This is a genomic window from Tibeticola sediminis (assembly GCF_003843835.1).
Taxonomy (GTDB): domain Bacteria; phylum Pseudomonadota; class Gammaproteobacteria; order Burkholderiales; family Burkholderiaceae_C; genus Tibeticola; species Tibeticola sediminis.
This window is the reverse complement of record NZ_RKQL01000005.1, coordinates 81,237-107,745: the sequence shown is the minus strand read 5'-3', so window position 1 is coordinate 107,745 and position 26,509 is coordinate 81,237. Positions and strand designations below refer to the sequence as shown.

Annotated in this window: 26 protein-coding genes; 14 read left to right on the top strand and 12 right to left on the bottom strand. The window is 67.7% G+C overall.

Features of this window, described 5'->3' with window-relative positions:
• Positions 1–246: 246 nt before the first annotated feature.
• Positions 247–636, top strand: coding sequence for a translational machinery protein (locus EDC62_RS10570; RefSeq protein ID WP_124223472.1), 390 nt, complete (start codon positions 247–249; stop codon positions 634–636).
• A gap of 18 nt (positions 637–654) precedes the next feature.
• On the opposite strand, the gene EDC62_RS10565 is transcribed toward EDC62_RS10570, so the two are convergent.
• The 3 genes from EDC62_RS10565 to EDC62_RS10555 are packed head-to-tail and all read right to left on the bottom strand — an operon-like array spanning position 655 to position 4,552.
• Positions 655–3,012 (bottom strand): DUF1631 family protein, encoded by a 2,358-nt coding sequence (locus EDC62_RS10565; RefSeq protein ID WP_124223470.1) that lies wholly within the window; start codon positions 3,010–3,012, stop codon positions 655–657.
• 15 nt (positions 3,013–3,027) lie between these two features.
• Positions 3,028–4,011, bottom strand: a complete 984-nt coding sequence (locus EDC62_RS10560; RefSeq protein WP_124223468.1) for a tRNA dihydrouridine synthase — start codon at positions 4,009–4,011, stop codon at positions 3,028–3,030.
• A gap of 16 nt (positions 4,012–4,027) precedes the next feature.
• Positions 4,028–4,552: a GNAT family N-acetyltransferase gene (locus EDC62_RS10555; protein WP_124223466.1), complete on the bottom strand. Its 525-nt coding sequence runs from the start codon at positions 4,550–4,552 to the stop codon at positions 4,028–4,030.
• A 112-nt stretch (positions 4,553–4,664) separates the two neighbouring features.
• Here EDC62_RS10555 and EDC62_RS10550 point away from each other — a divergent pair, with 112 nt between their 5' ends.
• From EDC62_RS10550 to EDC62_RS10540, 3 genes are read left to right on the top strand one after another with little or no spacing between them, the layout of a single operon-like run.
• Positions 4,665–5,117, top strand: coding sequence for a FecR domain-containing protein (locus EDC62_RS10550; RefSeq protein WP_170159063.1), 453 nt, complete (start codon positions 4,665–4,667; stop codon positions 5,115–5,117).
• The gene (locus tag EDC62_RS10545) at positions 5,114–5,734 is read left to right on the top strand and encodes an OmpA family protein (protein ID WP_124223462.1); all 621 of its coding nucleotides are present in this window, start codon (positions 5,114–5,116) and stop codon (positions 5,732–5,734) included. The genes EDC62_RS10550 and EDC62_RS10545 overlap by 4 nt, the downstream gene beginning before the upstream one ends.
• A 29-nt stretch (positions 5,735–5,763) precedes the next feature.
• Entirely contained in the window at positions 5,764–6,816 is a 1,053-nt protein-coding gene (locus tag EDC62_RS10540; protein WP_124223459.1) for a 6-phosphofructokinase, read from the top strand.
• Positions 6,817–6,989: 173 nt separating this feature from the next.
• On the opposite strand, the gene EDC62_RS10535 is transcribed toward EDC62_RS10540, so the two are convergent.
• A complete protein-coding gene (locus EDC62_RS10535; RefSeq protein ID WP_170159062.1) occupies positions 6,990–7,556 on the bottom strand; it encodes a hypothetical protein in 567 nt (188 codons plus the stop codon).
• 136 nt (positions 7,557–7,692) lie between these two features.
• Here EDC62_RS10535 and EDC62_RS10530 point away from each other — a divergent pair, with 136 nt between their 5' ends.
• The 3 genes from EDC62_RS10530 (at position 7,693) to bktB (ending at position 10,279) form a co-directional block, all read left to right on the top strand.
• Entirely contained in the window at positions 7,693–8,220 is a 528-nt protein-coding gene (locus EDC62_RS10530; protein ID WP_124223455.1) for a HugZ family pyridoxamine 5'-phosphate oxidase, read from the top strand.
• Complete coding sequence (locus EDC62_RS10525; protein ID WP_124223453.1) at positions 8,217–8,969, top strand: RluA family pseudouridine synthase; 753 nt, start codon at positions 8,217–8,219, stop codon at positions 8,967–8,969. The genes EDC62_RS10530 and EDC62_RS10525 overlap by 4 nt, the downstream gene beginning before the upstream one ends.
• A gap of 125 nt (positions 8,970–9,094) precedes the next feature.
• Positions 9,095–10,279, top strand: coding sequence for a beta-ketothiolase BktB (bktB, locus tag EDC62_RS10520; RefSeq protein ID WP_124223450.1), 1,185 nt, complete (start codon positions 9,095–9,097; stop codon positions 10,277–10,279).
• A gap of 81 nt (positions 10,280–10,360) precedes the next feature.
• Here bktB and EDC62_RS10515 read toward each other — a convergent pair whose 3' ends face one another.
• The 3 genes from EDC62_RS10515 to EDC62_RS10505 all read right to left on the bottom strand — a co-directional run bounded on the left by EDC62_RS10515 (position 10,361) and on the right by EDC62_RS10505 (position 13,428).
• On the bottom strand, positions 10,361–11,644 hold the full coding sequence (locus EDC62_RS10515) for a TRAP transporter large permease (protein WP_124223448.1): 1,284 nt from the start codon (positions 11,642–11,644) through the stop codon (positions 10,361–10,363).
• Positions 11,641–12,330, bottom strand: a complete 690-nt coding sequence (locus EDC62_RS10510) for a TRAP transporter small permease (protein WP_124223446.1) — start codon at positions 12,328–12,330, stop codon at positions 11,641–11,643. Before EDC62_RS10510 ends, EDC62_RS10515 begins: the two co-directional genes overlap by 4 nt.
• A gap of 78 nt (positions 12,331–12,408) precedes the next feature.
• The gene (locus EDC62_RS10505) at positions 12,409–13,428 is read right to left on the bottom strand and encodes a TRAP transporter substrate-binding protein (RefSeq protein WP_124223443.1); all 1,020 of its coding nucleotides are present in this window, start codon (positions 13,426–13,428) and stop codon (positions 12,409–12,411) included.
• Between the two features lie 135 nt (positions 13,429–13,563).
• On the opposite strand from EDC62_RS10505, the gene EDC62_RS10500 reads away from it, so the two are divergent.
• Positions 13,564–15,579, top strand: a complete 2,016-nt coding sequence (locus EDC62_RS10500) for a two-component system sensor histidine kinase NtrB (RefSeq protein WP_124223441.1) — start codon at positions 13,564–13,566, stop codon at positions 15,577–15,579.
• Between the two features lie 10 nt (positions 15,580–15,589).
• A complete protein-coding gene (locus EDC62_RS10495) occupies positions 15,590–16,225 on the top strand; it encodes a response regulator transcription factor (protein WP_124223438.1) in 636 nt (211 codons plus the stop codon).
• Between the two features lie 183 nt (positions 16,226–16,408).
• Here the strand turns inward: EDC62_RS10495 and EDC62_RS10490 are convergent, their stop codons facing one another.
• Complete coding sequence (locus tag EDC62_RS10490) at positions 16,409–17,167, bottom strand: 2OG-Fe dioxygenase family protein (RefSeq protein WP_124223436.1); 759 nt, start codon at positions 17,165–17,167, stop codon at positions 16,409–16,411.
• Between the two features lie 135 nt (positions 17,168–17,302).
• Between EDC62_RS10490 and EDC62_RS10485 the strand changes: the two genes are divergently transcribed.
• The 3 genes from EDC62_RS10485 (at position 17,303) to EDC62_RS10475 (ending at position 18,748) form a co-directional block, all read left to right on the top strand.
• Positions 17,303–17,809: a bacteriohemerythrin gene (locus tag EDC62_RS10485; protein ID WP_124223433.1), complete on the top strand. Its 507-nt coding sequence runs from the start codon at positions 17,303–17,305 to the stop codon at positions 17,807–17,809.
• A 32-nt stretch (positions 17,810–17,841) separates the two neighbouring features.
• Positions 17,842–18,465 carry a hypothetical protein gene (locus tag EDC62_RS10480; protein WP_124223430.1) on the top strand — a complete coding sequence of 208 codons (624 nt, stop codon included), beginning with the start codon at positions 17,842–17,844 and terminating at the stop codon, positions 18,463–18,465.
• A 139-nt stretch (positions 18,466–18,604) separates the two neighbouring features.
• On the top strand, positions 18,605–18,748 hold the full coding sequence (locus EDC62_RS10475; protein ID WP_124223428.1) for a DUF3149 domain-containing protein: 144 nt from the start codon (positions 18,605–18,607) through the stop codon (positions 18,746–18,748).
• 94 nt (positions 18,749–18,842) lie between these two features.
• Here EDC62_RS10475 and EDC62_RS10470 read toward each other — a convergent pair whose 3' ends face one another.
• The 4 genes from EDC62_RS10470 to EDC62_RS10455 form a co-directional block, all read right to left on the bottom strand.
• Positions 18,843–20,042, bottom strand: coding sequence for a serine hydrolase domain-containing protein (locus EDC62_RS10470; RefSeq protein ID WP_170159061.1), 1,200 nt, complete (start codon positions 20,040–20,042; stop codon positions 18,843–18,845).
• A 19-nt stretch (positions 20,043–20,061) separates the two neighbouring features.
• Entirely contained in the window at positions 20,062–20,952 is an 891-nt protein-coding gene (locus EDC62_RS10465) for an ion transporter (protein WP_124223425.1), read from the bottom strand.
• A gap of 110 nt (positions 20,953–21,062) precedes the next feature.
• Positions 21,063–22,784 carry a long-chain fatty acid--CoA ligase gene (locus EDC62_RS10460; RefSeq protein ID WP_245968842.1) on the bottom strand — a complete coding sequence of 574 codons (1,722 nt, stop codon included), beginning with the start codon at positions 22,782–22,784 and terminating at the stop codon, positions 21,063–21,065.
• 103 nt (positions 22,785–22,887) lie between these two features.
• Entirely contained in the window at positions 22,888–24,327 is a 1,440-nt protein-coding gene (locus EDC62_RS10455; RefSeq protein ID WP_245968841.1) for a phospholipase D-like domain-containing protein, read from the bottom strand.
• On the opposite strand from EDC62_RS10455, the gene EDC62_RS10450 reads away from it, so the two are divergent.
• Positions 24,326–24,766, top strand: coding sequence for a hypothetical protein (locus tag EDC62_RS10450; RefSeq protein ID WP_124223423.1), 441 nt, complete (start codon positions 24,326–24,328; stop codon positions 24,764–24,766). The two genes, EDC62_RS10455 and EDC62_RS10450, sit on opposite strands and share 2 nt — an antisense overlap.
• Before the next feature lie 355 nt (positions 24,767–25,121).
• Entirely contained in the window at positions 25,122–26,507 is a 1,386-nt protein-coding gene (locus EDC62_RS10445) for a TolC family protein (RefSeq protein WP_124223420.1), read from the top strand.
• The last annotated feature ends 2 nt before the right edge of the window (positions 26,508–26,509 follow it).

Below are 26,509 nucleotides of genomic sequence, written 5' to 3'. Positions count from 1 at the left end.
GCGCCCGAGTAGGCGCAAAGCACAGCCGTAGCTCGGGCTACGGCGCGCATTTGCAACGCCCTCTGGGGTGTTTTGGGACGTCAAAGCGGGCATGACCAATTCCCTCTCAGCCTCTCAGCCCGCCATCGCTCGGATTGTGCCTGTGAAAGCCGCCCTCGCCTGCTGCTGGCTTGACGCGCATCAAGAGAGCGATTCGGCCCGCTCGATAGACTCTTTACATTGAATCACCACTCACCGGAGAAACCCATGTCTCAGTATCACGCTGCCGTTTGGCTCGATCATGCCGAAGCCCATGTCATGCACATCAGCCCGGACGACGTCGAGCGCTCGATCGTTCGCCCCGAGGGCGGGCGGCCCCATCTGCATGTCAAGTCCGGCATCGTCGGCTCCGGGCATCGCAGCGGCGACGCGAAGTATTACCACGAGATCGCCGAAGCACTTCGCGGCGCCCAGGAGATCCTGATCGTCGGCCCGGGCCAGGCCAAGGTCGAACTGATGAAGCACTTGCAAAAGCACGATCCGCAGGTGGCCGAACGCGTCGTCGGCATCGAGAGCATCGACCACCCCACCGACAATCAGCTCGTGGCCTATGCGCGCCGTTACTTCCACGCCAAAGACCAGATGCTCGGCCATTGAGCCGACGCGCCTCGGACTTTATGCCCGCAACTGTCGGCGCAACTGAGAGAGTGCGCGGGCGACGACGTCGGTGGCATCGACAGGACGGAGGTGATCCCGCACCAGCAGGCGCTGCACGATGCGCCGCGTCATGGTGTAGGCGCGGCCGCCCTGGCCGTGGAAGAGGTAGAGGGTCTGGTTGGCCGTCGCCCAGCTCAGCTGCACGCGGCGCCAGCGTTCACGTACCTGAAGGTCGGCCCAGTCACCGACCCGCAGATGGTTCAAAACTTCGGCGATCAGCCGCTCCGCATCCCCCTCCAGGGGGCTCGCTGCGCTTTCCAGGGGTACAGCGGCGCTGTCCTCGAGCTGAGCGGGTGGTACGCCTTCCGCAGGCGAGGCACCGCCCGCCGAAGCCAGCCCCAGCGAGACGCGATCCTGTGGGGCCAACCACGGCATTTGCGGGCTTTGCGGCAAGCGTTCCTCGGGCACCACGGGCGTCCAGTGGGCGGGCAGCGGCGGCTGCGGCGCCTGCGACTGCAGGGCCGATCGCTCGCGGCGCAGGCGCAGCACCGGCTCGTGTAGTTGCAACAACACATCCAGAAAGCTTTGCCGCTCCTCGGGCGGCATGCCGATCAGATCGAGTCCGGCGTGGATACGCCGCAGCATCGGCGGCACGAGGTCGAGCAGCTTGGTCGGCTGACGCAGGGTGAGTTCGGGCTTCACGCTCCAGACCAAGTCGGGTACGACGAGGCCGAAACCGCTGGGGTCGAGTTGCTGGGCGGTATCGAGCAGCCGCGCATGGGCCATGACCAGCGACCAGGGACCAAACAGGAAATCGAGCACCGGGGCGGGCACCCCCGTCAAATCCGGCCGCTGGCTGAGTTCGTAGGCGATTTCGTTCGCCAGATCCTGCCGCCGCTCGGCGAACTGCAACCGCTGTAGGGCCTGCTCGCGCTCGGCCTGTTCGACGGCATCCTCACGCAGCCACTGGTTCTCAAGACGCCCGAGCGCATCCCGAAACGGCCCGCTGCCTTCGATTTCGGGGCGGTGGTGCAGCGCCTGAAACGTCGAGCGCACGCCGTCGAGAAAACCGCCAAAGCCGGGACTGTGGACGTCTCGAAACTTGAAGCTGCGCTGCGCAACCCGCGAAATCAGCCGCCTGCCGGGATGGGTCTCATCCCCGAAAAACCGGGGATCGACCAGCGCCAGCCGCAGCAGCGCGGGCTCGATCGCCACGATCGCCTCACGCACGGGTTCGAGCAGCCGAGGATCGTCGGCCACCTGGGCGACCAGACGCCGAACCACTTCGATGCCCAGAGCCTGATCGACCCGCTGGGCTCGCTTCTGCGTCGCCAGTCGCCAATCGGCCCGCCGTGCGGGCTCGGCCAGCTCGCCCCAGCGCGCGTCGAGCCTGCGGGCGTCGACCGGCGCCCTGCCACCCGGCGCGTCGTCGGTCGAAGCCGCCGCGCTTCGAGCCGCCCCGGCCTGTTGCTCCAGCGCTTCGAGGTAGGCGGCGTCCAAAGGCGCCGCCAGCGCTGGCGACGACCCGTCCAGAAAGCCCTCGAGCAGACGAAGTCCGAGCTCGGGGTCCAAGGGATTGATGGGCGAGAAGCCGCCAGCCTCAACGGCCCACTCCGGCGCCCGACCCGGCACCGCAGGGGCCGGGTCGTCGATCGCCGCGCGCGATGAATCCGCCGCGACCGAGCCCGCAACGCGCCCGCCGCGCGCGGGCTGCAGACGGTAGCGCGCAGGGCTTTCGACACCGGCGCGCAACAGGGTCAGCAGATGCTCGTAGACCGCACGCAGCGAGCGCCCCATCGACACGGCCAAAGCGCGCAGCCAGCGTGCGCGGGTGGCGGCGTCCGCGCCCGATTCGGTCACGACGATCATGAGCGCCCGCGCAAAGGTTTCCGGCCGAAGGAGGTTGCGCTCGGGCACCACTTCGGGCAAGCCCAGGGATGCATTGACCCAGGCATCGAGATCGGCCATCACGGGCTCGACCTGCAGCCGCCACTGCTGAACGAGGTGCGCAAAAGCCAGATCCTGAGCCATCTGCTCGTCGTCGACGAGCGACAAGCCGCCAAGGCCGCTGGGACTGGCATCGAGCACCCCCAGGACCGATGGCGTGAAGGGGGCAAGGCGTTGCGCCTCGGCGGCCGGGGCGACTTCGATCGCCTCCGCGAGCGCCGACACGAAGCGCGCATTCCAGGCTGCCCGCTGGCGCTGCAAGCCACTCCAGGCCAAGTGGAGTGCATCGCGTTCGAGAATCCGGCGCTCGGCCGCCTCAGCCGCCTGCAAAGCCTCGACCGCCTCGTCCATCGACTGCACAAGCGCGCTGCGCATGCGATCGCCCGCCTCATCGAGACAGCGACGAATCAGGGGAGGCAAATCGGACATATTTCGTGAAAAAAGTCACGAAAGTGTAGTCGTCGCGCGTGTTTCCTCAAACAACCAGGCCTCGATGAGCGCCGGATCTTGAACCAGGCGCAGCCGCTCGAACGCGGCGCGTGCCTCGGGGTAACGCCCGCGCAGGCTCGACAGCCATTGCTTGAGCCGACCCGCACGGTGTCGCGGTGCCACCCGCCATGAAATCTGCCGCCAGAACTCCAGCAGTAGGAGCCGAACCGAGGGCCAATCGACGGCCTCGGGCGCCGCGTCCGCGTGCGTTGCTCCGGCCTGAGCCGCCCGGATGGCCAACGCGAGGCCCGGATCCCGAATCATGCCGCGGCCGAGCATGAGTGATTCGCAGCCGGTGGTTTGGCGGCAACGCTCGGCATCCTCCGCGGTCCAGATTTCGCCGTTGGCAATCAAGACCGTGTCGGAAAGTGCGCGCCGGATGTCGGCAATGCGCGCCCAATGGGCCGGCGGCCGGTAGCCCTGCGCGCGCGTTCGCGCATGCACGACGAGTTCCTGCGCTCCGCCCTCGGCCAGCGCGCAGGCGCACTCGACCGCACGGGCGTCGTCGGCATAGCCCAGCCGCATCTTGGCGGAAACCGCGAACCCGGCCGGAACCGACCGACGCACGGCAGCCACGATGTCATGCAGGAGTTCGGGTTCGTCGAGCAGCACCGCCCCGCCGCGGTGGCGGTTCACCGTCTTGGCGGGACATCCGAAATTCAGGTCGACGCCGAACGCCCCGAGTTCGGCGAGGCGTGCCGCGTTTTCTGCCATGCACGCCGGATCCGAGCCCAGCAACTGGGGACGCACGGGCACGCCGCTGGGCGTGCGGCTGCCGTGTAGCAGCTCGGGGACGATGCGGGTGTAGACCCGGGGCGGCAACAACTGGTCGGTCACGCGGATGAACTCGGACACGCACCGGTCGATGCCGCCCACGCGCGTGAGGATGTCCCTCAAGCTGTGATCGAGCAGCCCCTCCATCGGGGCGAGCAGCAGCATCGCGCACGACCCCGGATCAATCGAGCGCGCGGCGCAGCCGGATTTCCTCGAGGCGGGTCGTCCCCACCGCCGTCGTGCGAGCGGTCTTGAGCTCGCGCTTGAAGCCTGCCAGCTCGAAGAATCGCAGCGCGCGCTCGTTGCGCAGCGGCACCCAGACCGTGACCTCGGTGCATTCCTCATCGAGCAGACCTTCGCGCGCGGCGTCCCAAAGGGCGAGCCCGGCCCCTTGATCCCAGTCGCCCGGCTGGACATACAGCGCCCAGATTTCGCCGGTCGTGGGCTTGGTTTTGGGGTCGCGCGAGCGGTCGAAACCGACAAAGCCGACCGGCCGGTCGCCGTCGACGGCCAACAAGACCTGGGGCTCGCCATAGGTGACGGCGTCACGCCAATGCGCCACCCGAGCCGCGTCGGGCTGGATGCGAGCCAACTCCTCTGGGCTCAGCAAGCCTTCGAGCACGGCCTGCAGGGTATGGGCGTGCAGTTCCGCGATGGTGCGGGCATCTTTGACGGTGGCGGGGCGGACGGAGTAATAAGAAGACATGGCGACTCGAATCTCGAAGATGCAAAACCCTGCATTGTCGCGGCAAGGAGCACATCGCTGCGGCACAATGAAGGCGCATTTGCTTTCTTCTTGCCGCACTCTTTGGAGCCCTATGAGCGACCGTTTCCTACTCTGTGCCTTGGTAGCGGCCTTGCTGGCAACGCCTGCCTGGGCCGACACCGCGCCCAAAGGCGAGCGCGCGGGCACGTTCAAGCAGGTCGAAGGCAGCGTCACCGCGACACTCGGCAGCGAAACCCGCAAGGTCCGATCCGGTGACGCCGTCTTTCCCAACGACCGCATCCAGACCGCGGCCGACGGCGCCGCAGCACTCACACTGCGCGACGGAACCGAGCTGGTGCTAGGCCCCCAGGCGCAACTGCAGGTCGCGGGCTTTGAGTTCGAACCCACGACGCAAAGCGGCAGCCTGTTGCTGAGCCTGCTGCACGGCAGCCTGCGCATGGTCTCGGGCCTGATTGCGAAGCTGCAGCCGGAGAAGGCGCAGGTCAAGACGCCCACGCTCGTCATCGGGCTGCGCGGCACCGATTTCATCGTGGAGGCACCATGAAGTCGCAAACCCCCATGAAGTACCGCAGGACGACCCTGGGCCTTGGGCTCTTGCTCGCGGCAGGGCTTGCCGGCTGCGCCGGGCCCGTCGACCGGGTCATCCTGCTGCCCGAGGACGGGGGTCGGCCCAGCGCCGTCGAGATCCGTCGCGGCGAGCAATCCTTGCGTCTCGACCAGCCCTACCAGGCCGCCACCGTCGACCGCAGCGGGCAGCTCGTGCCGGCGCAGAGCAGTGCCGACGAGGTGCGCGAGCGCTACCCCAAGCTGATTGCGCTGCGGCCGCAGCCACCGCTGAAATACACCCTCAGCTTTCTCACCGGGACCTCGGATCTCACCCCCGAGTCGGAACGCCTGCTGCCGGAGGTTCTGCGCGCAGCCGCGGCGCGTGCGGGGGGAGAAATTTTGGTGATCGGGCATACCGACACGGTGGGCGACGCAGCGGCCAACGACCGGCTGTCATTGCAGCGCGCGCAAGCGATACGCGAGCGGCTGCTGCGCGAGGGTTTCGATCCAGAGCGCATCGTCGCGATCGGCCGCGGCGAGCGCGAACCAGCCGTTCCAACGGCCGATGAGGTCGACGAGCCCCGCAACCGACGCGCCGAGTTGATCGTGCGCTGAGCCGCCTGACCCTACACCGGAGAGCCCCCATGCGTATAGGCGTCCTCACCGGTGGCGGCGACTGTCCTGGCCTCAACGCCGTGATTCGCGCCGTCACCAAATCGCTCATCCGGCAGTGCCGGGCCGAAGTCATCGGCATCGAAGACGGCTATGCCGGCTTGATGGAAGGGCGTCGCCGCCCACTCGACTGGGCCTCGGTCAGCGGCATCCTGTTCAACGGCGGGACGATACTCGGCACGAGCAACCGCGCCAACCCGCTCGCGTCCGAGGAGACCGCCGAGCGCGCCGTGGCGCAGGCGCGCGCATGGGGTCTCGACGCGCTGGTGGCCATCGGCGGCGACGGCACGATGAGTATTGCGCACGGGCTGATGCAGCGCGGGCTGGCCACCGTGGGCGTACCCAAAACCATCGACAACGACATCGAGGCCTGCGAACGCAGCTTTGGCTTCGACACCGCCGTTGCCACGGTCACCGAAGCCCTCGAGCGTGTCCAAACCACGGGCCAGAGCCACGGCCGCGTGATGATCGTCGAAACCATGGGCCGTTACGCCGGATGGATCGCGTTGGAGGCGGGCATGGCGGGGGCGGCCGACATCATCTTGCTGCCCGAAATCGACTACGACCCCGAGCGGGTGCTCGAAATCTGCCGCGAGCGTGAAAAGCGTCAGCGCTACACCGTGATCTGCATCGGCGAAGGCGCCAAACCGGTCGGCGGCACGTGGACGATCGAGCGGCGGGTCGAAGCCAGCGGCGGCGCCGACCCGATCCGACTCGGCGGTGTCGCGCACCGGTTGCGCGAGTGGCTCGAGCCGCGCCTGGACAGCGAAGTCCGCGCCACCGTCCTCGGGCATGTGCAGCGCGGCGGCTCGCCGACCCCTTTTGACCGTGTGCTCGCGACCCAGTATGGCAATCAGGCCGCGCAGTTGGTGCAACAGCGGCGATTCGGCCACATGGTCACGCTGACCCAGGGACGCATGGGCAGCATCGAAATCGAGCGCGTCGCCGGTCGGCAACGGCGCGTGCCGCTCGATCACCCGCTGCTGAACGCCGCCCGGCAAATCGGCGTCAGCCTTGGCGACTGACCCCTGAAAGACGCTCTCTTTTTAGGAGTCGTCTGCCGCCATTCATGCCGGGGTGAAGGCCAAAACAGCCCAAAAACGGCAGTCACGACGCGCGGCCAGGCATGGGCTGGGCCGGACGCCGCGGTTCCTCAGAGGCTGAGAGGGAATTGGGTTCCCAATTCCCTCTCAGCCTCTCAACGCTTGATGAGGCCAGCCGCCGCTTCGCCGCCCGATTGGAACGGGCCGAGCGGATTGACCTGCCGCTCGGTGAGGTCGATGCGCGGCTCGCCACCCGCATTCTTGAACAGCACCAGGCCATCGCGCGCGACCACCATGGCCTCGAAACGCCAGCCCTCGATGTGGGTAATGCGGCGGAAATTGAAGAAGTCGGTGAGGAACTCCCCTTCACGCTTGCGGCTTTGCTGGCTGAAGCGGTAGACATACGCGCGGCAGGCGGTCTGCGCGAGCAGGCAGTCGCGCACGCCGCGGTCGAGCGCGTCGAGGGGCACACCCGGATGCGGCGCGAGCCGGGCGACCACCTCGGGGTAGGGAATGACGGTCACGTTGGCCGTAGCCGCCGGGTCGAAGCCCAGCTCGGCGAGCTTCGCCACCGGCGTCTGGTACGGCTCGATGCGGTCGAACGCAGCCTTGGCCTCCTCGTAGCTGGCAAACGGCGAGAGCGTCACCGAACTGCCGCGGGGAAGCAGGCTGCTGCAAGCGGCGAGACTGGCGGCCAACGACGAACAAGCAAGGATACGCATCAGGCGGTGCATGGGCCAAGTATCGCACTTGCGGTCATCGGCACAAGAGCGGCGCCTCCTCGACGGCCCGCGCGGCAGGCTTGCACGCGCACCGCGCGCTGGCGAAATCGACGCGCTTGCGGCATGCTCAGGCCCCATGAGCGCCACCGAACCTTCTTCTCACCTGCCCCGCCTGCATCGGGCCCTGGGCGACTTGCTGCGCGCGCAGCGCGTGGCGGCGCTCGGCACGCTGGACGCGCAGGACCCCACGCAACCCTTCGTCTCCATGGTGCCTTACGCGCTGCTGCCCGATGGCGCGGGCTTCGTCATTCACGTGAGCGGCCTCGCGCCGCACACCGCCAACCTGCAAGCCGCGCCGCGCGCCGCATTGATGGTGATGGCGAGCGAGCCTGAAACCGGCCCGGTCCATGCCTTGCCGCGTGTGAGCATCGATGTGCGCGCCGAGACGCCCGTGCCGCATAGCCCCGCCTGGGAGCGCGCCCGTGATGCGTATTTGGCGCGCTTTCCCGAAGCCGAGCCGATGACGGCGCTGGCGGATTTCCGCTTCGTCACGCTGAGCCCAACCCGTGCCCGCCAAGTCGCGGGCTTCGGCGCGGCGCGCACGGTCGAAGCCGATGAACTCGCCGCCGTGCTCGCCTACGCGGCAGCCGCCCCCGCGCCATGAGCGTGACGAGTCGGGTCCCGGAGACCGCAGGCGCCGCCGAAGGCCCAGCCGGTCTAGATCCGCCAGGCGCTGAGGCAGCCGACACGGCCGCCTCGCCCCCGCTGCGCGTCCACTACGAAGACGCGTCTGTGCTGGTGCTCGACAAGCCTGCGGGCCTGCTGTCCGTGCCGGGCCGCGGGCCCGAAGGTATGCGCGCCTTGAGCGTCCATGCGGCGCAGCGCTGGCCCGACGCGCTCGTCGTCCATCGGCTGGACATGGCGACCTCGGGCCTCATCGTGCTCGCGCGCGGCCCGACGGCCCAACGGCGCTTGAGCCTCGCATTCGCGCAGCGCGCGGTGCGCAAGCGCTATGAAGCGCTCGTCAGCGGCCATCTATCGGCGCCGAGCGAGCACGACGACGGCTGGGGCCTGATCGACCTGCCGCTGATCCCCGACTGGCCCAACCGTCCGAAAAGCCGGGTTGATTTCGAAGTCGGCAAACCCAGCCGCACCCGCTGGCAGGTGCGCGCACACGAGTGGCTGCGGGGCCAGCCAGTGACCCGCCTCAGGCTCGAGCCGATTACTGGCCGCTCGCACCAATTGCGCGTGCATCTGCTCGCGCTCGGCCACCCGATCGTCGGCGACGCGCTCTACGCGCCCCCCGACCTGCTTGGACTCGCGCCGCGCCTCTTGCTGCACGCCACCGAACTCGACTTTCCCCACCCGGAGAGCGGCGAGCGACTGCGCTTCACCAGCCGCCCGCCGTTTTAGGGCGACGCCTACACGCCGCCCCCACGCAAGCCTCGGGACGCTGGCCGCTGACCGGGGCGCCACGGGCTCCTGGAGCGCGAATCGGCGCGATACTGTCGCCTTTGCCCCCACTCAGGAGTATTCCCATGCGTCGTGAAGTCGTGATTGCAAGCGGTGTGCGCACCGCCATCGGCACCTATGGCGGCAGCCTCAAGGACGTGCCACCCACGGAACTTGCCAGCCTCGTGGTGCGCGAGTCGCTCGCGCGGGCCGGCGTCGAAGGCAAAGATGTCGGCCATGTGGTGTTCGGCCATGTCGTCAACACCGAACCCAAAGACATGTACCTCTCGCGTGTGGCCGCCCTCAACGGCGGCTGCCCCGAGGAAACCCCGGCCTACAACGTCAACCGTCTCTGCGGCTCGGGGCTGCAGGCCATCGTCTCGGCGAGCCAATCGATCCTGCTCGGCGACTGCGACGTGGCCATCGGCGGCGGCGCCGAGAACATGAGCCGCGCCCCTTATGCCAGCCTCAACACCCGCTGGGGCGCGCGCATGGGCGACACCAAGCTGGTCGACATGATGGTCGGCGCGCTGCACGACCCCTTCCACACCATCCATATGGGCGTGACGGCCGAGCATGTGGCCGAGCGCTACCGCATCAGCCGCGAGCAGCAGGATGCACTGGCCGTCGAAAGCCACCAGCGTGCACAGCGTGCCACCGAAGCGGGCTACTTCAAGAGCCAGATCGTCCCGGTCATGCTCAAAGGCCGCAAGGGTGAAACGGCTTTCGACACCGACGAGCACTTCCGCCCGAACTGCACGCTGGCCGACCTGGCGAAACTCAAGCCCGTGTTCGTCAAGGAAAACGGCACGGTCACGGCCGGCAATGCCTCGGGCATCAACGACGCAGCGGCCGCAGTGGTGTTGATGGAAGCCCACGCAGCCAAGGCACGCGGGGTGCAGCCGCTGGCGCGGCTCGTCGCCTACGCGCACGCAGGCGTGGACCCGAAATACATGGGCATCGGCCCGGTGCCGGCCTCCAAACTGGCCTTGCAGCGCGCCGGACTCACGGTCAACGACCTCGATGTGGTCGAGGCCAACGAAGCCTTTGCGGCGCAGGCTTGCGCGGTCACCTGCGAGCTCGGCCTCGACCCGGCCAAGGTCAACCCCAACGGTTCGGGCATCTCGCTCGGCCACCCGATCGGCGCCACCGGCGCACTCATCACGGTCAAGGCCATCCACGAGTTGCACCGCATCCAAGGCCGCTATGCGCTCGTCACCATGTGCATCGGCGGCGGCCAGGGCATCGCGGCGATCTTCGAGCGGCTCTGACACCCAAAAAGCTAGGGGTTCCAAGGCTTTTCCTTGGAACCCCGGCGTGAAATGGTCTTCTCGCGCTATTGTTTTAGGACTTCACATCATCCCCAGCAGTCGCGGGAACCACAGTGACAAGGCGGGCCAATAGGTCACCACGCCGAGGAAACCCAGCATCGCCAGCAGCCACGGCCACACCGCCACCGTGAGTTCGGTGATGCCCATCTTGGTGATGCCCGAGGCGACGTAGAGGTTGAGCCCCACCGGCGGGTGACACATGCCCACCTCCATGTTCACCACCATGATGATGCCGAAGTGCACCGGGTCGATGCCCAGCTTCATCGCCACCGGGAACAGAATGGGCGCGAAGATCAGCACGATGGACGAAGGCTCCATGAAGTTACCCGCCAGCAGCAGGATCACGTTGACCGCCAGCAGGAAGGTGATGACACCCAAGCCGTTGCCCAGCATCCAGTCGGCCAGCGCCTGCGGGATGTTCTCGTTGGTCATGATGAAGCTGAACAGCACCGCGTTGGTGATGATGTAGAGCAGCATCGCGCTCATGTTGGCCGAGTTCAGCAGCACCCGCGGCACGTCCTTGAGCCGCATGTCCTTGTAAATGAACACGGCGACGATGAAGGCATAGACCGCACTCATCGCGGCTGCCTCGGTCGGCGTGAATACGCCGCTGTAGATGCCGCCCATGACGATCACGATCAGCAGCAGGCCCCAGATCGACTCGCGCAGCGCCGAAAGGCGCTCGCCCCAACTGGCCTTGGGCAGCCGCGGGTAGTCAAACTTGCGCGCGCGCCAGTAGGTCACGCCGCCGAGCGTGGCTGCGAGCGCCAGCCCCGGCACCACGCCGGCCATGAACAGCGCGCCCACCGAGGTGTTGGTCGCCACCGAATACATCACCATCACGATAGAGGGCGGAATCAGAATGCCCAGTGCGCCCGAGGTGGTGATGACGCCCGCGCCGAAGTTCTTCGGGAAGCCCGCCTTCACCATCGCCGGCAGCAGGATGGAGCCGATGGCCACGACGGTCGCCGGCGAGGAGCCCGACACCGCCGCAAACAGCGCACAGGCCACCACCCCGCCGAGCCCCAGGCCGCCATACCAGTGCCCCACCATGCTGGTGGCAAAGCGAATCATCCGCTTGGCCACACCGCCATGGGTGAGGAAGTTGCCCGCAAGGATGAAGAACGGGATCGCCATGATCTCGAACTTCTCGATGCCGGTGAACAGCTTGAGCGCCACCGACTCCAGCGGCACGTGGGAGAAGCCGAACAGGAAGGTCAGCACCGTGAGGCCGAGCGAAATCGAGATCGGCATGCCGGTGAGCATCAGCACCAGCAGGATGAGGAAGATGATGAGCGCGTTCATGGCTGCGTGTCCTTCGCTTTCGAAGCGGCCTCACCGGCCACGGGCTTGGGGTGCAGGTTTTCATCGAGCGCAAAGGGATTGAGGTCCACCGGCGGCTCGCCCGCGTCGAGGCCGTCCACATGGCCGTGGTCGTGGTGCGGCAGGTCACCCGTGCGGATGAAGTTCACCATCACCTGAAGAAAGCGAAAGCACATCAGCCCGGTGCCCAGCGGAATCGCGCTGTAGACGATCCAGGTCGGCCACTCGAGGTCGGGCGTCGTCGGCCCCTCGGGGATGTCCCCAACCGGCTGGCCGAACAACTGCAGAAAGAAGTGGTGCGCGCCGTTTTCCCAGACGAAGGTGGCGCCAAGCCAGGCGACGATGGAGGTGAACAAAGCACCGGCCGCCAAGCCGAAGATGATGAATTTCGCGCGCCAGCTCGGGCTGAGGCGATTGATGAGCACATCCACCCCAACGTGGATGCCGGTGCGCACGCCATAAGCCGCGCCGAACTTGGCCATCCAGACGAACATGATGATGGTCAGTTCCTGCGCCCAGCCCAGGTTGAGCGAGAGCAGCCAGTCCTGCACGCCCGGTATCGGCCAGCCCGCGGCGTAGCGGTGCAGCACGGCCACAAAGATGATCAGCGTGGCACCCGCCATGAGGAAGGTGATCAGCCATTCCTCCAGATGATCGAGAAATTTCATGCGCGGTCTCCCGTCGGCAAAAAAAAGACGCGGCGCGCCCGATGCTGAACATCGGTGCGGCCGCGCCCTGGCCTGGAATCAGAGCTTGTTCGGATCGAAACCGGTGACCTTATAGATCTCTTGCAAGGTCTCCTTGCCCACCCGATCGGCCATCTTGGTGTGCACCGGCGCGAGCACCTTCTTGAGCGCCAGGCGCTCCTCGGCTGTCGGCGTGTAGACCGTCGTCTTGCCGCTCTTGCGCACCGCTTCCAGCGCGCTGTCGTTTTCTTCCTGGGCGATCTTGTTGGCGTAGTCGGTGGCTTCCTTCAGCGCCTGTTCGAGTTCACCGCGGATGTCAGCGGGCAGACCGTCCCAGAACTTCTTGTTCGTGATGACGGCGTAACCGAGGTAGCCGTGGTTGGTCAGCGACAGGTGCTTTTGCACCTCGTGCATCTTCTGCGTGTAGAAGTTGGAAATCGGGTTTTCCGTGCCGTCGACCACCCCGGTCTGCAGCGCCTGATAGACCTCGGAGAAGGCCATCACCTGCGGAATGGCGCCGAGCGCGCGAATCTGCTCCTCGAGCACCTTGGAAGATTGAATGCGGAACTTCTTGCCCTTGTAGTCGGCGGGCACATGCAGCGGCGTGTTGGCCGAGAAGGACTTGAAACCGTTGTCCCAATAGGCCAAGCCCTTGATTCCCTTGGGCTCGAGCTTGGCCAGCAGCGCCTTGCCCACCGGGCCTTGCGTGACCTTGTGCAGTTCGGCGTAGTCGTCGAAGATGAACGGCAGGTCGAAGGCTTCGAATTCCTTCACGCCCAGCGGACCGAACTTGGCCAGGGACGGCGCGAGCATCTGCACCGCGCCCAGCTGCAGCGCCTCCATCTCTTCCTTGTCTTTGTAGAGCGAGCTGTTGGCATACACCTCGACCTTGACACGGCCCTTGGTCAACTCGCCGGCACGCTTGGCGAAAAACTCCGCTGCCTTGCCTTTGGGCGTGTTCTGCGCCACGACATGGCTGAACTTGATGACAATCGGCGACTGGGCAAGCGCCGGCAAGGAAAGCGAAAAAGCCGCGGCCGAGGCCAGGGCCAACACGGAACGACGCGCAAAACGGGTCATGGAAAGTCTCCTGAAGTTCGAACGAGAACCACCTCAGTATCGGTCGCAGCCGCCACTCGCGCCATTGTGGAAATCCACATATGCGCGCCGTCGAGATCAGGGTTTTCCCTGGCGCGCGCTGTCCGTGGGACATCCATGAATCCACCCACTTCGACGCCTGCGCCAGCCGCGAACGCCAGCCCCAGCACCCGGGCGATCTGGCTGCTGCCGCTGCTCGCCTCGGTCGTGTTCGTGGCCGGCGTCGCGGCGCTGGCGCAGTATTGGTTCAACGCCGAGCTCGAAGACCGCCGCCAAAGCCTGATCACCGACGCCCTCAACGTCAGCGCGCAGCTGCGCACGCAACTCGATGCCGAGCGCTCGCGCACCCGCACACTCGCCGAGCAACTGCGCAAGACGCCGCATACCCAATCCGCCTTGGCCGAAAACCCCGAAGTCGTCGCCGGCCTGCGCCGGCTCTGGCTCAGCGTGACCTGGCTCGATGCGGGCAACCGGGTGATCGCCGAAGTGCCCGCCGCATCCGCACGACGCGCCGAGAACAGCAGCGGCGAGCGCTTTCCCGGCCTCTCCGCGCACCTGAGCGCGAGCTACCCCACCGCGACGACGCCGGCGGCCGACCGTTTCGGCAGCGTGGCACCGCCAGCCCCCGAAGGCTCGGTGGTGGTGCGCTACGCGCTGCCGGTGCTGCTCAAGAATGCCGCGCCCTGGTGGCTCGCCCGCAAGTACGAAGTGCAGTTGCTCGACAGCGCCGACCAGCTCCTGGCCTCGGTCGACGATGGAGCCGTGCCGGCCCGCGGGCCCGACCATGAAAGCTACCGCATTCCACTCGACGAAGAGCTCCCCGGCGTGCTGCTCGAACTCACCGCCCGCGAGCGCACTCCCCGCCTGTGGACGCCCGTGCCTCTGGTTCTGATGGTGGGCTTCCTGGCGCTGATGGCGCTGGCGACCGTGCTGCTGCGTCGACAGGTGCAGCAGGTCAGCCGCGCCGAGGCGGCCTGGCGCACCGAAGCCACCTGGCGCAGCGCCATGCAAGACAGCGCGCTCGTCGGGCTGCGCGCCCGCGACGCCGAAGGCACGCTGTTGTATGTGAACCGCACGTTCTGCGAGTTGGTGGGCTACAGCGCCGAACAACTCGTCGGCCGCAAGCCACCGATGCCGTACTGGCCGCCCGAGGCGCTCGAGGAGGTCATGACGCGCAGCCGCCGCAACTTGCAGGGCCACGCACCGCGCGAGGGCTTCGAGGCGGTCTGGCGCCATGCAGATGGACGCCCGATTACGGTGATGGTGTACGAGTCCCCGCTGATCGACGCACAGGGCCGGCAAATCGGCTGGATGGGTTCCATCATCGACATCACGGCGAAGAAACAGCTCGAGGAGCGCGAGCGCCGTCAGCTCGAAGCCCTGGCCCGACAGGCGAGGCTGTCGAGCTTTGGCGAAATCGCCTCGGCGCTGGCGCATCAGCTCAACCAGCCGCTCGCCGCGATTGCGAGCTACAACGCGGGCGTGTTGCAGATGCTCGAGCGCCAGGGCTACACCGACGGGGTCGTGCTGCAAGCGCTCGAGCGCCAGGGCGAGCAAACGCGGGAAGCGGGCCGTATCGTGCAACGCATGCGTGAGTTCCTCACCCGGCGCCAGCCCCGGCGCGAACGGCTGGCGCTCGAGGCGACGATCACGCGGGTCCACACCCTGCTGCGCCATGACTTCCTGCGCCAGGGCATCGATTTGCGCTGGCGTGAGCCCACGGGGCTGCCGGCCGTCGATGCCGACGAAGTGCTGATCGAACAGCTGCTGATCAACTTGCTGCGCAACGCCGCCGATGCCCTCGAGGCCGGGGACGACCGCAAAATCGAAGTGCGCGCCGAGTGGGACGGCGGCCGCTTCGTTCAGGTGCATGTCGAAGACAGCGGGCCGGGCCTGCAGGGCCGCAGCTTCGAAGAACTGTCCACGCCCTTTCACAGCACCAAAGCCGACGGACTGGGCCTGGGGCTGGCCATCTGCCGCTCCGTCGTCGAGGCGCACGGAGGCGCCTTCGACTGCGGCGTCTCACACTTGGGCGGCGCGCGTCTGAGCTTCCGCTTGCCGGTCGCCGCAGACGCCTTGGGCCCAAACGGTGCGGCCCCGTCTGAACGCGACGCAACCCAGGCATCCGCATGAGGACAACGCCATGAAGCTCGAACACCCTGCTGCTGCATCCACAGGCACCGTCTACCTCGTCGACGACGAGGCCGCGGTGCGTGATGCGCTCAGTTTCCTGTTCGCCTCCCACGGCTTGGAGGTTCGGGCGTACACCGAGGGGCCGGCGCTGCTCGAGGCTTTGCGCGAGCCGGCCCCATTGCCGGCCTGCATCCTGCTCGATGTACGCATGGAGCCGATGTCGGGTCTGCAGGTGTTCGACGAGTTGCGACGCCTGGACGTCCCGCTGCCGGTGATCTTCCTCAGCGGTCACGCCGACATCGCGATGGCGGTGGATGCGCTCAAGCAAGGCGCGTTCGACTTCATCGAAAAGCCCTTCCACGACGCGGTGCTCATCGATCGGGTGCGCCAGGGGCTCGCCGCCTGTGACGCGGCGGTGGCCCAGGCGTCGAGCCTGCGTACGTTACGCGCGCGCATCGAGGGTCTCTCGCCACGCGAACGCGAATTGATGCGCCATGTAGCCGCAGGAAAGCTCAACAAGGTCATCGCCGACGAAATGCACATTGCCGTGCGCACGGTCGAAGTCCACCGCTCGCGCGTGTACGCCAAGCTCGGCGTGCGCTCAGCCGCCGAACTCGCAACGCTGTTGGTGCGCGCGGGGTTTTAGGGCAACGCTGAACAAGTCCCCCGCGCGTCGCGCATCCCGGCTGCGGGCGGTCTGCGTCGTTGCAAATCCTCGCCATAGCTTCGGCTATGGCTGCGGTTTGCGCCTCGCATCCCATCCCGCGGCCGGGCGCGCGCCATCACGGGAACTTATTCAGCGTTGCCTTAGGCTGAGTCAGCGTTGTCCTCAGCTCGGCTCTGGGTCCTGGAAGCCCCCGCGACGCAGGGTGACCACCAGCGTGTCGCGGTGACCGCCGGTAGCCAGCGGTTGGATCGGCGTCGTTTCGTGGATCACCCGCAGGTCGTCGAGCAACAGCACCGACCAGGGCTCGGTCAGTGTGAAGCGCTGCCCCGCGGGCCCCGTCGCCTCGAACACGCGCGTCTCACCGCCCTTGATGCCCTCGCGCGCAACGAGAAACACCGCGACCAGTTCCACCCCGTCGCGATGCGCCCCTTCGGGCGTGGGGCGACCGATGCCATCGGTGGTGTCGATGCGGAACTGGTGCGCCTCGACATACCAACGCTGCGGGGCATCGGCATTGGCCTTGAGCGCATCGGCCACGCGGGCCAGCCAACGCAGCAGCGCCAGCCAAGCCGGCTGCGCGCTGGTCGATTCCGCGATCGGCTCGAACCAACGCTCGATCCCGCCGTGCAGCGCGTTGTATTCGAGCGGCTGCCAATGCGCGCGGTGCGGCGTGCGCGTGACCGCATCCCCCTCGACGACGAAGCTGGCATGGCGACGACGCCGATACCGACCGCCATCTCGCAAATAGCGGTCGGGTGGCAGGTCGGACCAATCGGCCGCGAGGACGTGCAGCGCATCGGGCGACACGCCCGCGAGCCGCATCAGGTCGGAAGCACCGAGCACGGCATAGCCCTGCGTCGCCAGCTGCGTCCCGAGCCGATCGACCGGGGTCAAGGGTGGAGCAAAAGTCACGTCGGGCATCGTTCGGGGCTGGGGAGAAGACGCGTCGGAGCATACCCCGTCGGCGGGCACTGACCGCGGATCCGGACCTGACCTGGATCAAGCAGACCCGCGGTCGCCGGGACTAGACTTTTGCTTTTTTCGGAGACCCACCACATGGCTCTGCTCGAATGGACCGACGCGATGGCGGTCGAGGTGCCCGCCATGGACCAGACGCATCAGGAGTTCGTCGCCCTGCTCAACGCCCTCGAGTCAGCCAGCGACGAAGCGCTCATCGACCGCTATGTCGCGCTGCTCGCGCACACCGACGCGCACTTTGCGCGCGAAGATGCCTGGATGCAAGCCACGGGTTTTGCGGCCTCGAACTGCCACAGCATGCAGCACAAAATCGTCATGGACGTGCTGCGCGAGGGCGAAAAGCGCGGCCGCGCCGGCGACCTCGAAGTCCTGCGCGTGATCGCGCGCGAGCTGGCGCAGTGGTTCCCCCAGCACACGGACGCGATGGACGCGGCACTCGCGCAGCACCTGCTGCGCACCGGCTTCGATCCGGCCACCGGCAGCGTCACCCGGCCCGAGGCACTGCCGCGCGCCGCCCTACATGGCTGCGGCGGGGCAACCTGCACCGACCCTGAAGACTTGGCACCAGCTGGCCTGAGCGCTTAGCCAGGCAACGCTGGGCCAAACCGGGAAACTCCGTGGGCTTGGAAACGCTGATCCTCATCGCCTTGCTTGGCGTTTCTGTGTCGATGCGGCCGTGGCGGCTGCTGCGCGGATCGGGCAGCGCCTTGCTCACGCCGCTGTTTGCCAGCCTGACCTTGCTGCCTTGGCTGTGGGCCTTGCCGCGCATGCACGCCATGCCACTGGCCTTGCAACTCTCGGGGGCCTGCGCGGTGACGCTGATGCTCGGCTGGCCGCTCGCAGTGCCGGTGCTCGTGCTGGTCGGGCTGCTCTCGGCCATCATCACGCCCGCGCCGGTGGCGGAGATCGTGGCCCAGATCGTCTGGTTCGGCCTGGTGCCCTCGACGCTCTCGCTCGGGCTCGGCGTGGGCTTGCGGCGCTGGTTCGGCGAGCGCCCCTTCCTCTACATTCTTGGGCGAGGTTTTCTCGGCACGGTGCTGTGCACCTTCGCAGGGGCGAGTCTCGCGCTGTGGATGGGTCACGACATCGCCCACACCGCAACCGCCTTGGGCCTCGTCGGCCGCTGGCTGCTGGCCTGGGGCGACGGCTTCATGACCGGCATGCTGACGGCCATCTTCGTGGCCTTCAAGCCGCAATGGCTGGCGACCTGGTCGGACCGGCTGTATCTGCGCCAGCGCTGAATTTGATCCAGATCAGCGTTGCTGCGCGTACCGCGAAAGTGTTGACAAAGATCAGTCGACGCACAGCCCGATCGCCGCACGATAACCGGCACGCGGGGCATTTGGGCCTCTGCGGTTTTGCTGAAAAAGGACCTCGATCATGAAAGCACTCGCAGACCTCTTTTCGACCGACTATGGCCTCATGAGCGTTGCCGGCATCGCCTTCATGCTGGGCATGGCCGTGTTTTTCATTCGGCTGTTCACCAACAAGATGGACGAAAGCGCCAAGCAGGCCGGCAAGTGAGCCGCAGTGGCGGGGCTCGGCGGCGCTGCTGCCCTGGTCGTGCTGCATTTTTGATGCACCCGCCTCTTTACGCGCGAGGCATGGCGGTGGGCGCTCAATCCAGCACCGCCGCGTAGACCATGTTGCGGAACAGCGCGCGGTAGTACTCGCGCTGGTTCGGTGCCTGGATCATCAGGATGGCCTGCAAGCCCAGGGCCGGGTCTGCGAAGAAACTCGTGCCGGCCAGCCCACCCCAGTAATACATGCCGACCGAGCCCGGCGTGGGCGCGAGGCCCGCTGCGGTGCGCACCGCGACGCCAAGGCCAAAGCCATGCCCCGGCGGCAACAAGGCCGCGCTGCCAGCGCTGGCGCGCGGCAGATCGCCCAGATGGTCGGCGGTCATCCAGTCGACGATGTGCGGCCCGAGCAGGCGCACGTTGTCGAGCGTGCCGCGGTTGAGCAGGAACTGCACGAAGCGCGCATAGTCTCGCGCCGTCGAGACCAGCCCGCCCCCGCCGCTCTCATGGCGGCCCGGTCGCCGGTAATCGGTCACGACCATCATCGGCGCGCCGTCGGGGTCCTTGGGAAAGGGCTCGGCCAGCCTGGCCAACCAGTCCTCGGGCACGTCGAAGCGCGTGTCCTTCATGCCCAGCGGCTCGAACACATGCGCCTGCAGCCAAGCGCCCAGCGTCTGGCCACTCACCACTTCGATCAGACGCCCCAACACGTCGGTGGCCCGGCTGTACTCCCAAGCCGTGCCAGGCTGGATCAGCAGCGGCAACGTGGCGAGCGTCGCGGTAAAGGCTGCGTTGTCGCGTTCGCGCGAGCCGATGCGGGCCTGCGCATAGGCGCGGTGAACTTCGGTGCTGCCCAAAAACTCGTAGGTGAAACCCGCGGTGTGCCGCAACAGGTCGTGCACCGTCGGCGCGCGCTGCGCCGGCACGCGCTCGCCAGTGCCGGGCTGCAGCACCTCGAGCGAGGCAAATTCCGGCAGCCAGCGCGCCAGCGGGTCTTCGAGCTGTAGGCGCCCCTGCTCGACCAGCATGAGCACGGCAGCCGACACGATCGGCTTGGTCATCGAATAGATGCGAAACACCGTGTCGCGCGTCATCGGCTCGCCGCGCAGCGGGGCGCGCAGACCCAGATGCTCGAACAAAGCCACTTGCCCGTGCCGCGCAATCAGCACGACCGCGCCGGGCAGCCGGCTGCGGTCGATATCGCCCTGCAGCGCATCGAGCAGGCGCTGCAGCCGCAGTGGGCACAGCCCGAGGTCGCCCGGCCGGGCCTGGGGCAGAGGGTGTATGCCGTGCATCATGGGTGGAAACTCCGAAAGATCAGACGGGGATGCTGCGGCTATGGCGCCAAGGCGGCAGGCGCGCGCCGCAGTGGTAGCAGAAGACCGCCTCGGGCAAGTGCCCCTCGGTCAGGCATTCGTGACAGGTTCGGGTGGTGATCGCGCCTTGGCGGCGGGCGGTCATCTCCGACGTGACGATGCCGGTGGGCACGGCCAGCGTGCCCCAGCCGAGGAGCATCATCAGCGACGAGATGAGGCGGCCGATGTCGGTTTTGGGCGTGATGTCGCCAAAGCCCACGGTGGTCATGGTGGTGATCGCCCAATAGACGGCCACGGGAATGCTGGTGTAGCCGTTCTCGGGTCCTTCGACCACGTACATCAACGTGCCCATGATCACCACGACCAGCACGACGACCATCAGGAACACGGCGATTTTGCGCCGACTCGCCAGCAGCGCAGCCCCGAGCGACTGGAACTCGCTCATGTAGGCGGTGAGCTTGAAGATCCGGAACACCCGCAGCAGCCGCAACACCCGCACGTCGATCAGCGCATGCACGCCGGGCAACAGCATCGCGAGGTACGTCGGCAAGACGGAAAGCAGATCGATCACGCCAAAAAAACTCGTCGCGTAGCGCCAGGGATGCCGCACACAGGCCAAGCGGGCGAGATATTCGAGCGTGAAGATCAGGGTGAAGCCCCATTCGAGCGCCGAGAAGACTGAACCGAAACGCTGGTGCAGCGACTGCACGCTGTCGGCCATGACCACACCAACGCTGGACAGAATCAGCGCAATCAGCGCGCGGTCGAACCACTGGCCCGCGCGGGTATCGGCCTCGAAAATGATGGTGTAGAGCCGCAAGCGCCAGCCCTGCAGCGGCTTGCCGTAGGCGGGCGCAGCTTGCGGCTCAGCGAGTGCGCTGGGTTTGGCCATGGGATGGATCGAAGAGGCACATGCCGGGCCATGATACCGAAGCGCGGGGGCGTACCGAAAAGTCTCTTTTTAATAGCAAGACCCGACCGTTTGACGCCGGCATTCAACGATCAAGCCTCAAAATTGGCCCACTCGGCCTCTTGCAGCGCGCGCCACATCACCTTGCCCGCGCCGCTCTTGGGCAGCGCCTCGACGAACTGCACCAGGCGCGGCGCCTTGTAGGCGGCCATGTGCGCATGGCACCAGTCGATGAGTTCCCGCTCGCTGATGTGGCCGCGCCAGTCGGCGCGCAACACCACGACCGCCTTGACGGTTTCGCCGCGGTAGGCGTCACGGGCGCCGATGACGCAGGCTTCGGCAACCGCCGGGTGGCGAAACATCAGCGCTTCGACCTCGGCCGGCCAGACCTTGAAGCCCGAGGCGTTGATCATGCGCTTCAAGCGGTCGGTCATGAAGAAATAGCCTTCCTCATCGACACGCCCCAAGTCGCCGGAACGGAAAAAGCGCTTGCCGTCCCGCACGACGAAGGCCTCGGCCGTGGCGCCGGCCTGCTTCCAATAGCCCTGAAACACCTGCGGGCCATGGATGAGGATTTCGCCGGCTTCGCCGGCGCGCAATTCCTGCAGCGTGTCGGGGTCGACCACCCGCGCGTCGGTGCTGAGAAAAGGCACGCCCAGGCACTGCTGCTTGGGCCGGTCGGGCGGGTTGGAGTGCGAGGGGCCGCCGGTTTCGGTGAGGCCATAGCCCTCGACGTAGCGCAGCCCAAATTGTTCGAGCAAACGCTGCGCCACCGCCTGCGGCATAGCCGCGCCGCCCCCGCCGATGTAGATGAGGCTCGAGAGGTCGAACTGCGCAAAGTTGGGGCTCGCGAGCAGGTCGATGACCATCGTCGGTATGTTGGTCCAGTGACTGACGCGCCAGCGGGAAATCAAGCGGCCAGCGAGGTCACGGTCCCAGCGCGGCATCAGCACCAGCGTGGCGCCCATGTAAATCGCCGCGTGCATCACGCTCACCATGCCGGTCACATGAAACATCGGCGCGACTGCCAATGTCACGTTCTCGGAACTGCCGTTGCCCCAGAGCGTGCTGGCCACGGCGTTGTGCATGATGCTCGCGTGCGTGTGCATGCAGCCTTTGGGCAAACCGGTGGTGCCACTGGTGTAGGGCAGCAGCGCGAGATCGCCCGGACCGGCAATGTGCACCGGCGGTGACAACGCCGCGCCGAGCGCATCCGGCCAGCGATGCACGACGCCGTCGGCAAGCCGGGGCAGCGCAGCGTCGGCGAGCAGCCAGGGTGCCCAAGCCGCAGGCACCGGGTCAGACTCCTCGGCATCGGGGTCAAATGCGTCCAGATAGCGGGTCACCAGGAGATGGGCGAGCCGTTGGGCTTCGGGCAAGGCCTCGCTTGCAGCGGCGAACTCAGCCGCGAGGTCGGCACTGGTGATGGCCACGCGGGCGCCGGGGTCGCGGATGTAATGCTGCAGTTCCTCGGACCGATTCATTGGATTGACCGGCACCACGACCGCGTTGGCGCGCAGGATGGCGAAGTGCGCAATCACCAACTGCGGACTGTTTTGCAGACACAGCAGCACACGGTCGCCCGGGGCCACGCCCTGCGCCACGAGCCATCCTGCCAGCGCCTCGACCGCGGCGTGCAGCGCTGCATACGAGAACGTGCGCCCAAAGAACGCCAGCGCCGGCTTGTACGGGTAGCGCCGCGCACTGATGTCCAGATTGGCCCAAAGCGAAGTGGCCGGCGGCGTGATGGTCCGCGGCAGCCGCGCGGGCCAGTGATGGTGGTGCGGGCGCAGCGGGGGCGTCGGGATCGGCATCGGGGCTCCTCGGGCAACGAAGGACGATCCTAGGCGCGAGCGCTCCGCCGCTTTTGTCGCCCGCGCGACCCAATGCAGCGCGGCGCATGGCGCATCGCACGGCTTACAACTGGAAGGCCAGCCAAAGCAGCAGGCCTTCGGCCACTTCGCGCATCAGCGTCGGGTGCCGTGGGTGGTAGGGGTGCGCGCCGACAGCCTGGCGCTCGATCCAGGCCGCAAAGCGGCGCACATCGTCGGGTTCAGCCCAGGCGAACATCAGCTCGAAATTCAGAAACAGACTGCGCTCGTCAAGATTGGCCGACCCGGCGAAGGCCAGCGCCTCGTCGACGACCACAGCCTTCGCATGCACCATGCGCGGCAGCAAGCGCACCTCGGCACCGGCGGCGGCGAGTTCGCGCAGCGCGCGGTGGCGGGCCAGATCGGCCAGCCGGTGGTTGGACCGCTCGGGCAGCACCAGCGAGACCCGCACACCCCGGCGCGCCGCGAGCGTGAGCGCCAGCAGCAAAGTTTCGTCGGGCACGAAATACGGCGTGACCGCGACGATGCGCTCGCGTGCGTTGAAGAAGCTCGACACCAGAAGGGCAAACAAGGTGTCGTCGGCCTGGTCGGGGCCGCTCGGAATGAGTTGCAGCTTCGGGCAAGGCTGAACAACGCCTCCGCGCTGCATCGGGCCAGGCGCCTCGGCGTCGCGGGGCATCGGGGGTGGCGGCTCCTGACCTTGGGCGAAGGCCCAGTCCCGCTCGAACAAGGCCCGCGCTTGCCCGGCGGCTTCGCCCTCGAGGTCGAAGCTCAGATCCAGCCAGGCCGCGCGGTGGGCATCGCCGGTGAAGTATTCGGCAGCGAGGTTACGCCCACCGCTCCAGAGCCAATGGCCGTCGACGATGACCTTCTTGCGGTGGTTGCGCAAATTGGTGCGCCCGCGCAGACCAGAACGCAAGGGCGGCACGAAAAGCCGCACCTCGATGCCGCGCGCCTCGAGCCGCCGCAGGTCCGGATGGCCGCCCAGCCACGCCCCCACGCCATCGATCAGCAACCGAACGCGCACCCCCGCGGCCACGCGTTCGGCCAGGGCCTCGGCCAGAGCCTCACCGAAGGCGTCTCGGCCGTAGAGAAAGGTGCTGAGCAGCACCTCGCGTTGCGCGCGCGCAATGCCTGCATGCAAAGCCTCGGCCGCAGCGGCGCCGTCCTCATGGATCTGCAGCCGCGCATAACACGCCGGTGGCGGCAGGCCGAGCGCGGCTGCGAGCGGCTCGAGCGGCCCGGTCCGCGCCGCCCCACTCGAGCCTTTCGCGGCAGCCAGCTCCGCCCGCTCACGCCGCCGCACCATCTTTCGGTTGCCAAACAGCAAATACAGCGGCAGTGCCACATAGGGCATCAGCACCAGCGCCAGCACCCAAGCCACGGCCGCCGACGGGTGGCGCCGCTGGTGCAAGGTGCGCGAGCCGGTCACATAGACGCCCAGCCCGAGCAACGCCAACAGGCCATGCAACGAGAACGCGTGGTCGAGCACGGAGTTCACCATGGTGGGTATGATGCCAGCCATGGCTGTGCTTCGGCGTTCCTGGTTCTTGCTGCTGCTCGTCGCGCTGCTGCCCTGGCGCGGCTGGGTCGGCGACGCCATGGCCTTCGAGATGCTGCGCATGGGCTCGGCGCCGATGAGCGCCGCCGCTGGGGGCTTGGCTTCGGGCGCTGAAATGTCCGACTGCCCCATGCACGCCGCCGCAGGCGCGGCCTCCAGCGAGGACGGATCGTCTGCCCCTCAAGCCGACCGGACGGAAGCCTCCAAAGGCCACGCAGACGGCCATGCCGCGCCCTGCACGCTCTGCGACATCTGCCACGGCAGCTGCGCCGCGCCGGACACGCCCGCACTGGCGGCCCTGCGCCTGCCCACCGCCCCGCCCTCAGCGCGCCTGCCGCACGGGCTGGCGCTGCACCACGCCCCCGACCTGCGCCCGCCCATCGCTGCATTCCCCATGTGCTGACGCACGAGGCCACGCCCAAGCGCGCGGCCGTGACGTCTAAGGCAACGCTGAACAAGCCCCTCGCGCGTCGCGCATCCCGGCTGCGGGCGGTCTGCTTCGTTGCAAATCCTCGCCATAGCTTCGGCTATGGCTGCGGTTTGCGCCTCGCATCCCATCCCGCGGCCGGGCGCGCGCCATCGCGGGAACTTATTCAGCGTTGCCCTAAGCCCGTTCTTTGAGATTCATTTTTCATAGCACTCGATGTCCGTTTCACGCCGGGAATACGAGGTTTTCATTCAAAAATCTCTCTCCAGGGGGGCGCTGGACGCCGCTGCTGGCCGCATGCGTCCTCGCGGGCTGCGCCAGCACGCCGGGCGTGCCCCCGCAGCAAACCGTGGCCGAGGCGATCGCCGGGCGCACCGGGTCGCTCGCCGTCGGCGCGGCTGACCTCTCACCGCTGCCCGACAGCGTCGGGGCAACCGCCGCTGCAGCACCGGTCGATGCGCGCATCGATGCGTGGCTGGCCGAGCCGCTCAGCGACGCCAGCGCAGTGCGCATCGCGCTGTTGCGGCACCCGCAAATGCAAACCCTGCTCGCCGAGCTGCAACTGAGCCAGGCCGAGGCGCGACTGGACGCGCAACTGCCCAACCCGCAGCTGGCGCTGGCGCGCTTGCGCGAGGGCGACGCGCGCGAGCTCGACCGGGCCTTGCGTTTCGACCTCTTGGGCCTGGTGACACTGCCCTGGCGGCAGCGCGCCGCCGAGCGCGCCGAGGCCGCCGCCCGCTGGCAAGCCGCCCAGCGCGTGCTGCTGCTCGCGGCGCAGGCGCGCAACGCCTGGGTCGACGCAGTGGCCGCAGCCTTGATGGCACGCCAGACCGCTGCAGCGCAGGAAGCCGCCGAACTCGGCGTGGAGCTGGGCCGACGCATGGTCCGCGCCGGCAACTGGAGCGCGTGGCAGCTCGGGCAAGCCGAACTCGCTCTGGCCGAAGCGCGCCAGCGCAGCTTGGCGGCCGAGCACGCCGCCGGCCTCGCCCGGGAGCGGCTCGCGCGGGCGATCGGGCTTGCCGACGCGCCCGAGCGCTTCCGGCTGCCCGAACGCCTGCCCGATCTGCCGGCCCAGCTGCCGCTCGACGTGGCCGCTGCCGAACGGCGGGCCCTCGCCGAGCGGCTGGACCTGCGCGCCGCGCGCGAACAGGCACAGCAACGCGCCGAGGCGCTGGGCGCGACCCGCAGCACCGGAGCCCTCGACACGCTGACGCTCGGCGTCGATCGCAACCGCATCAGCGACCCGGCCGGCCGCAGGACCCAGCGCGGCGTCGAGCTGGAGCTTTCGCTGCCGCTGTTCGACGCCGGCGGCGCCCGCAACGCACGCGCCCAAGCCGAGCTGGCCCGCGCGAGCGCCGAGCTGCGCGAGGTCGCCGAGCGCGCCCGCACGGAAGCACGCACCGCCTGGGCGCAGTGGCAGCGTGCGCACCAGGCAGCCCGCCACTGGCGCGACGAGCTCGTGCCGCTGCGCCAGCGGCTCAGTGAGGAAACCCTGCTGCGCTACAACGGCATGCTCACCAGCCCTTGGGATGTGCTGACGCAGGCCGCCGCGCAGTCTGTCGCCGTGGCCTCGGCCATCGCCGCCGAGCGCGACTTCTGGTTCGCCGACACCGAACTGCAACTCGCCCTCACCGGCACCTCGCCCCGTGGGCTCGAACGCCCCAGCGACGCCGCGCCCACCGCCGCGTCGGCGACCCCTACCCCGCAAGGACATTGACC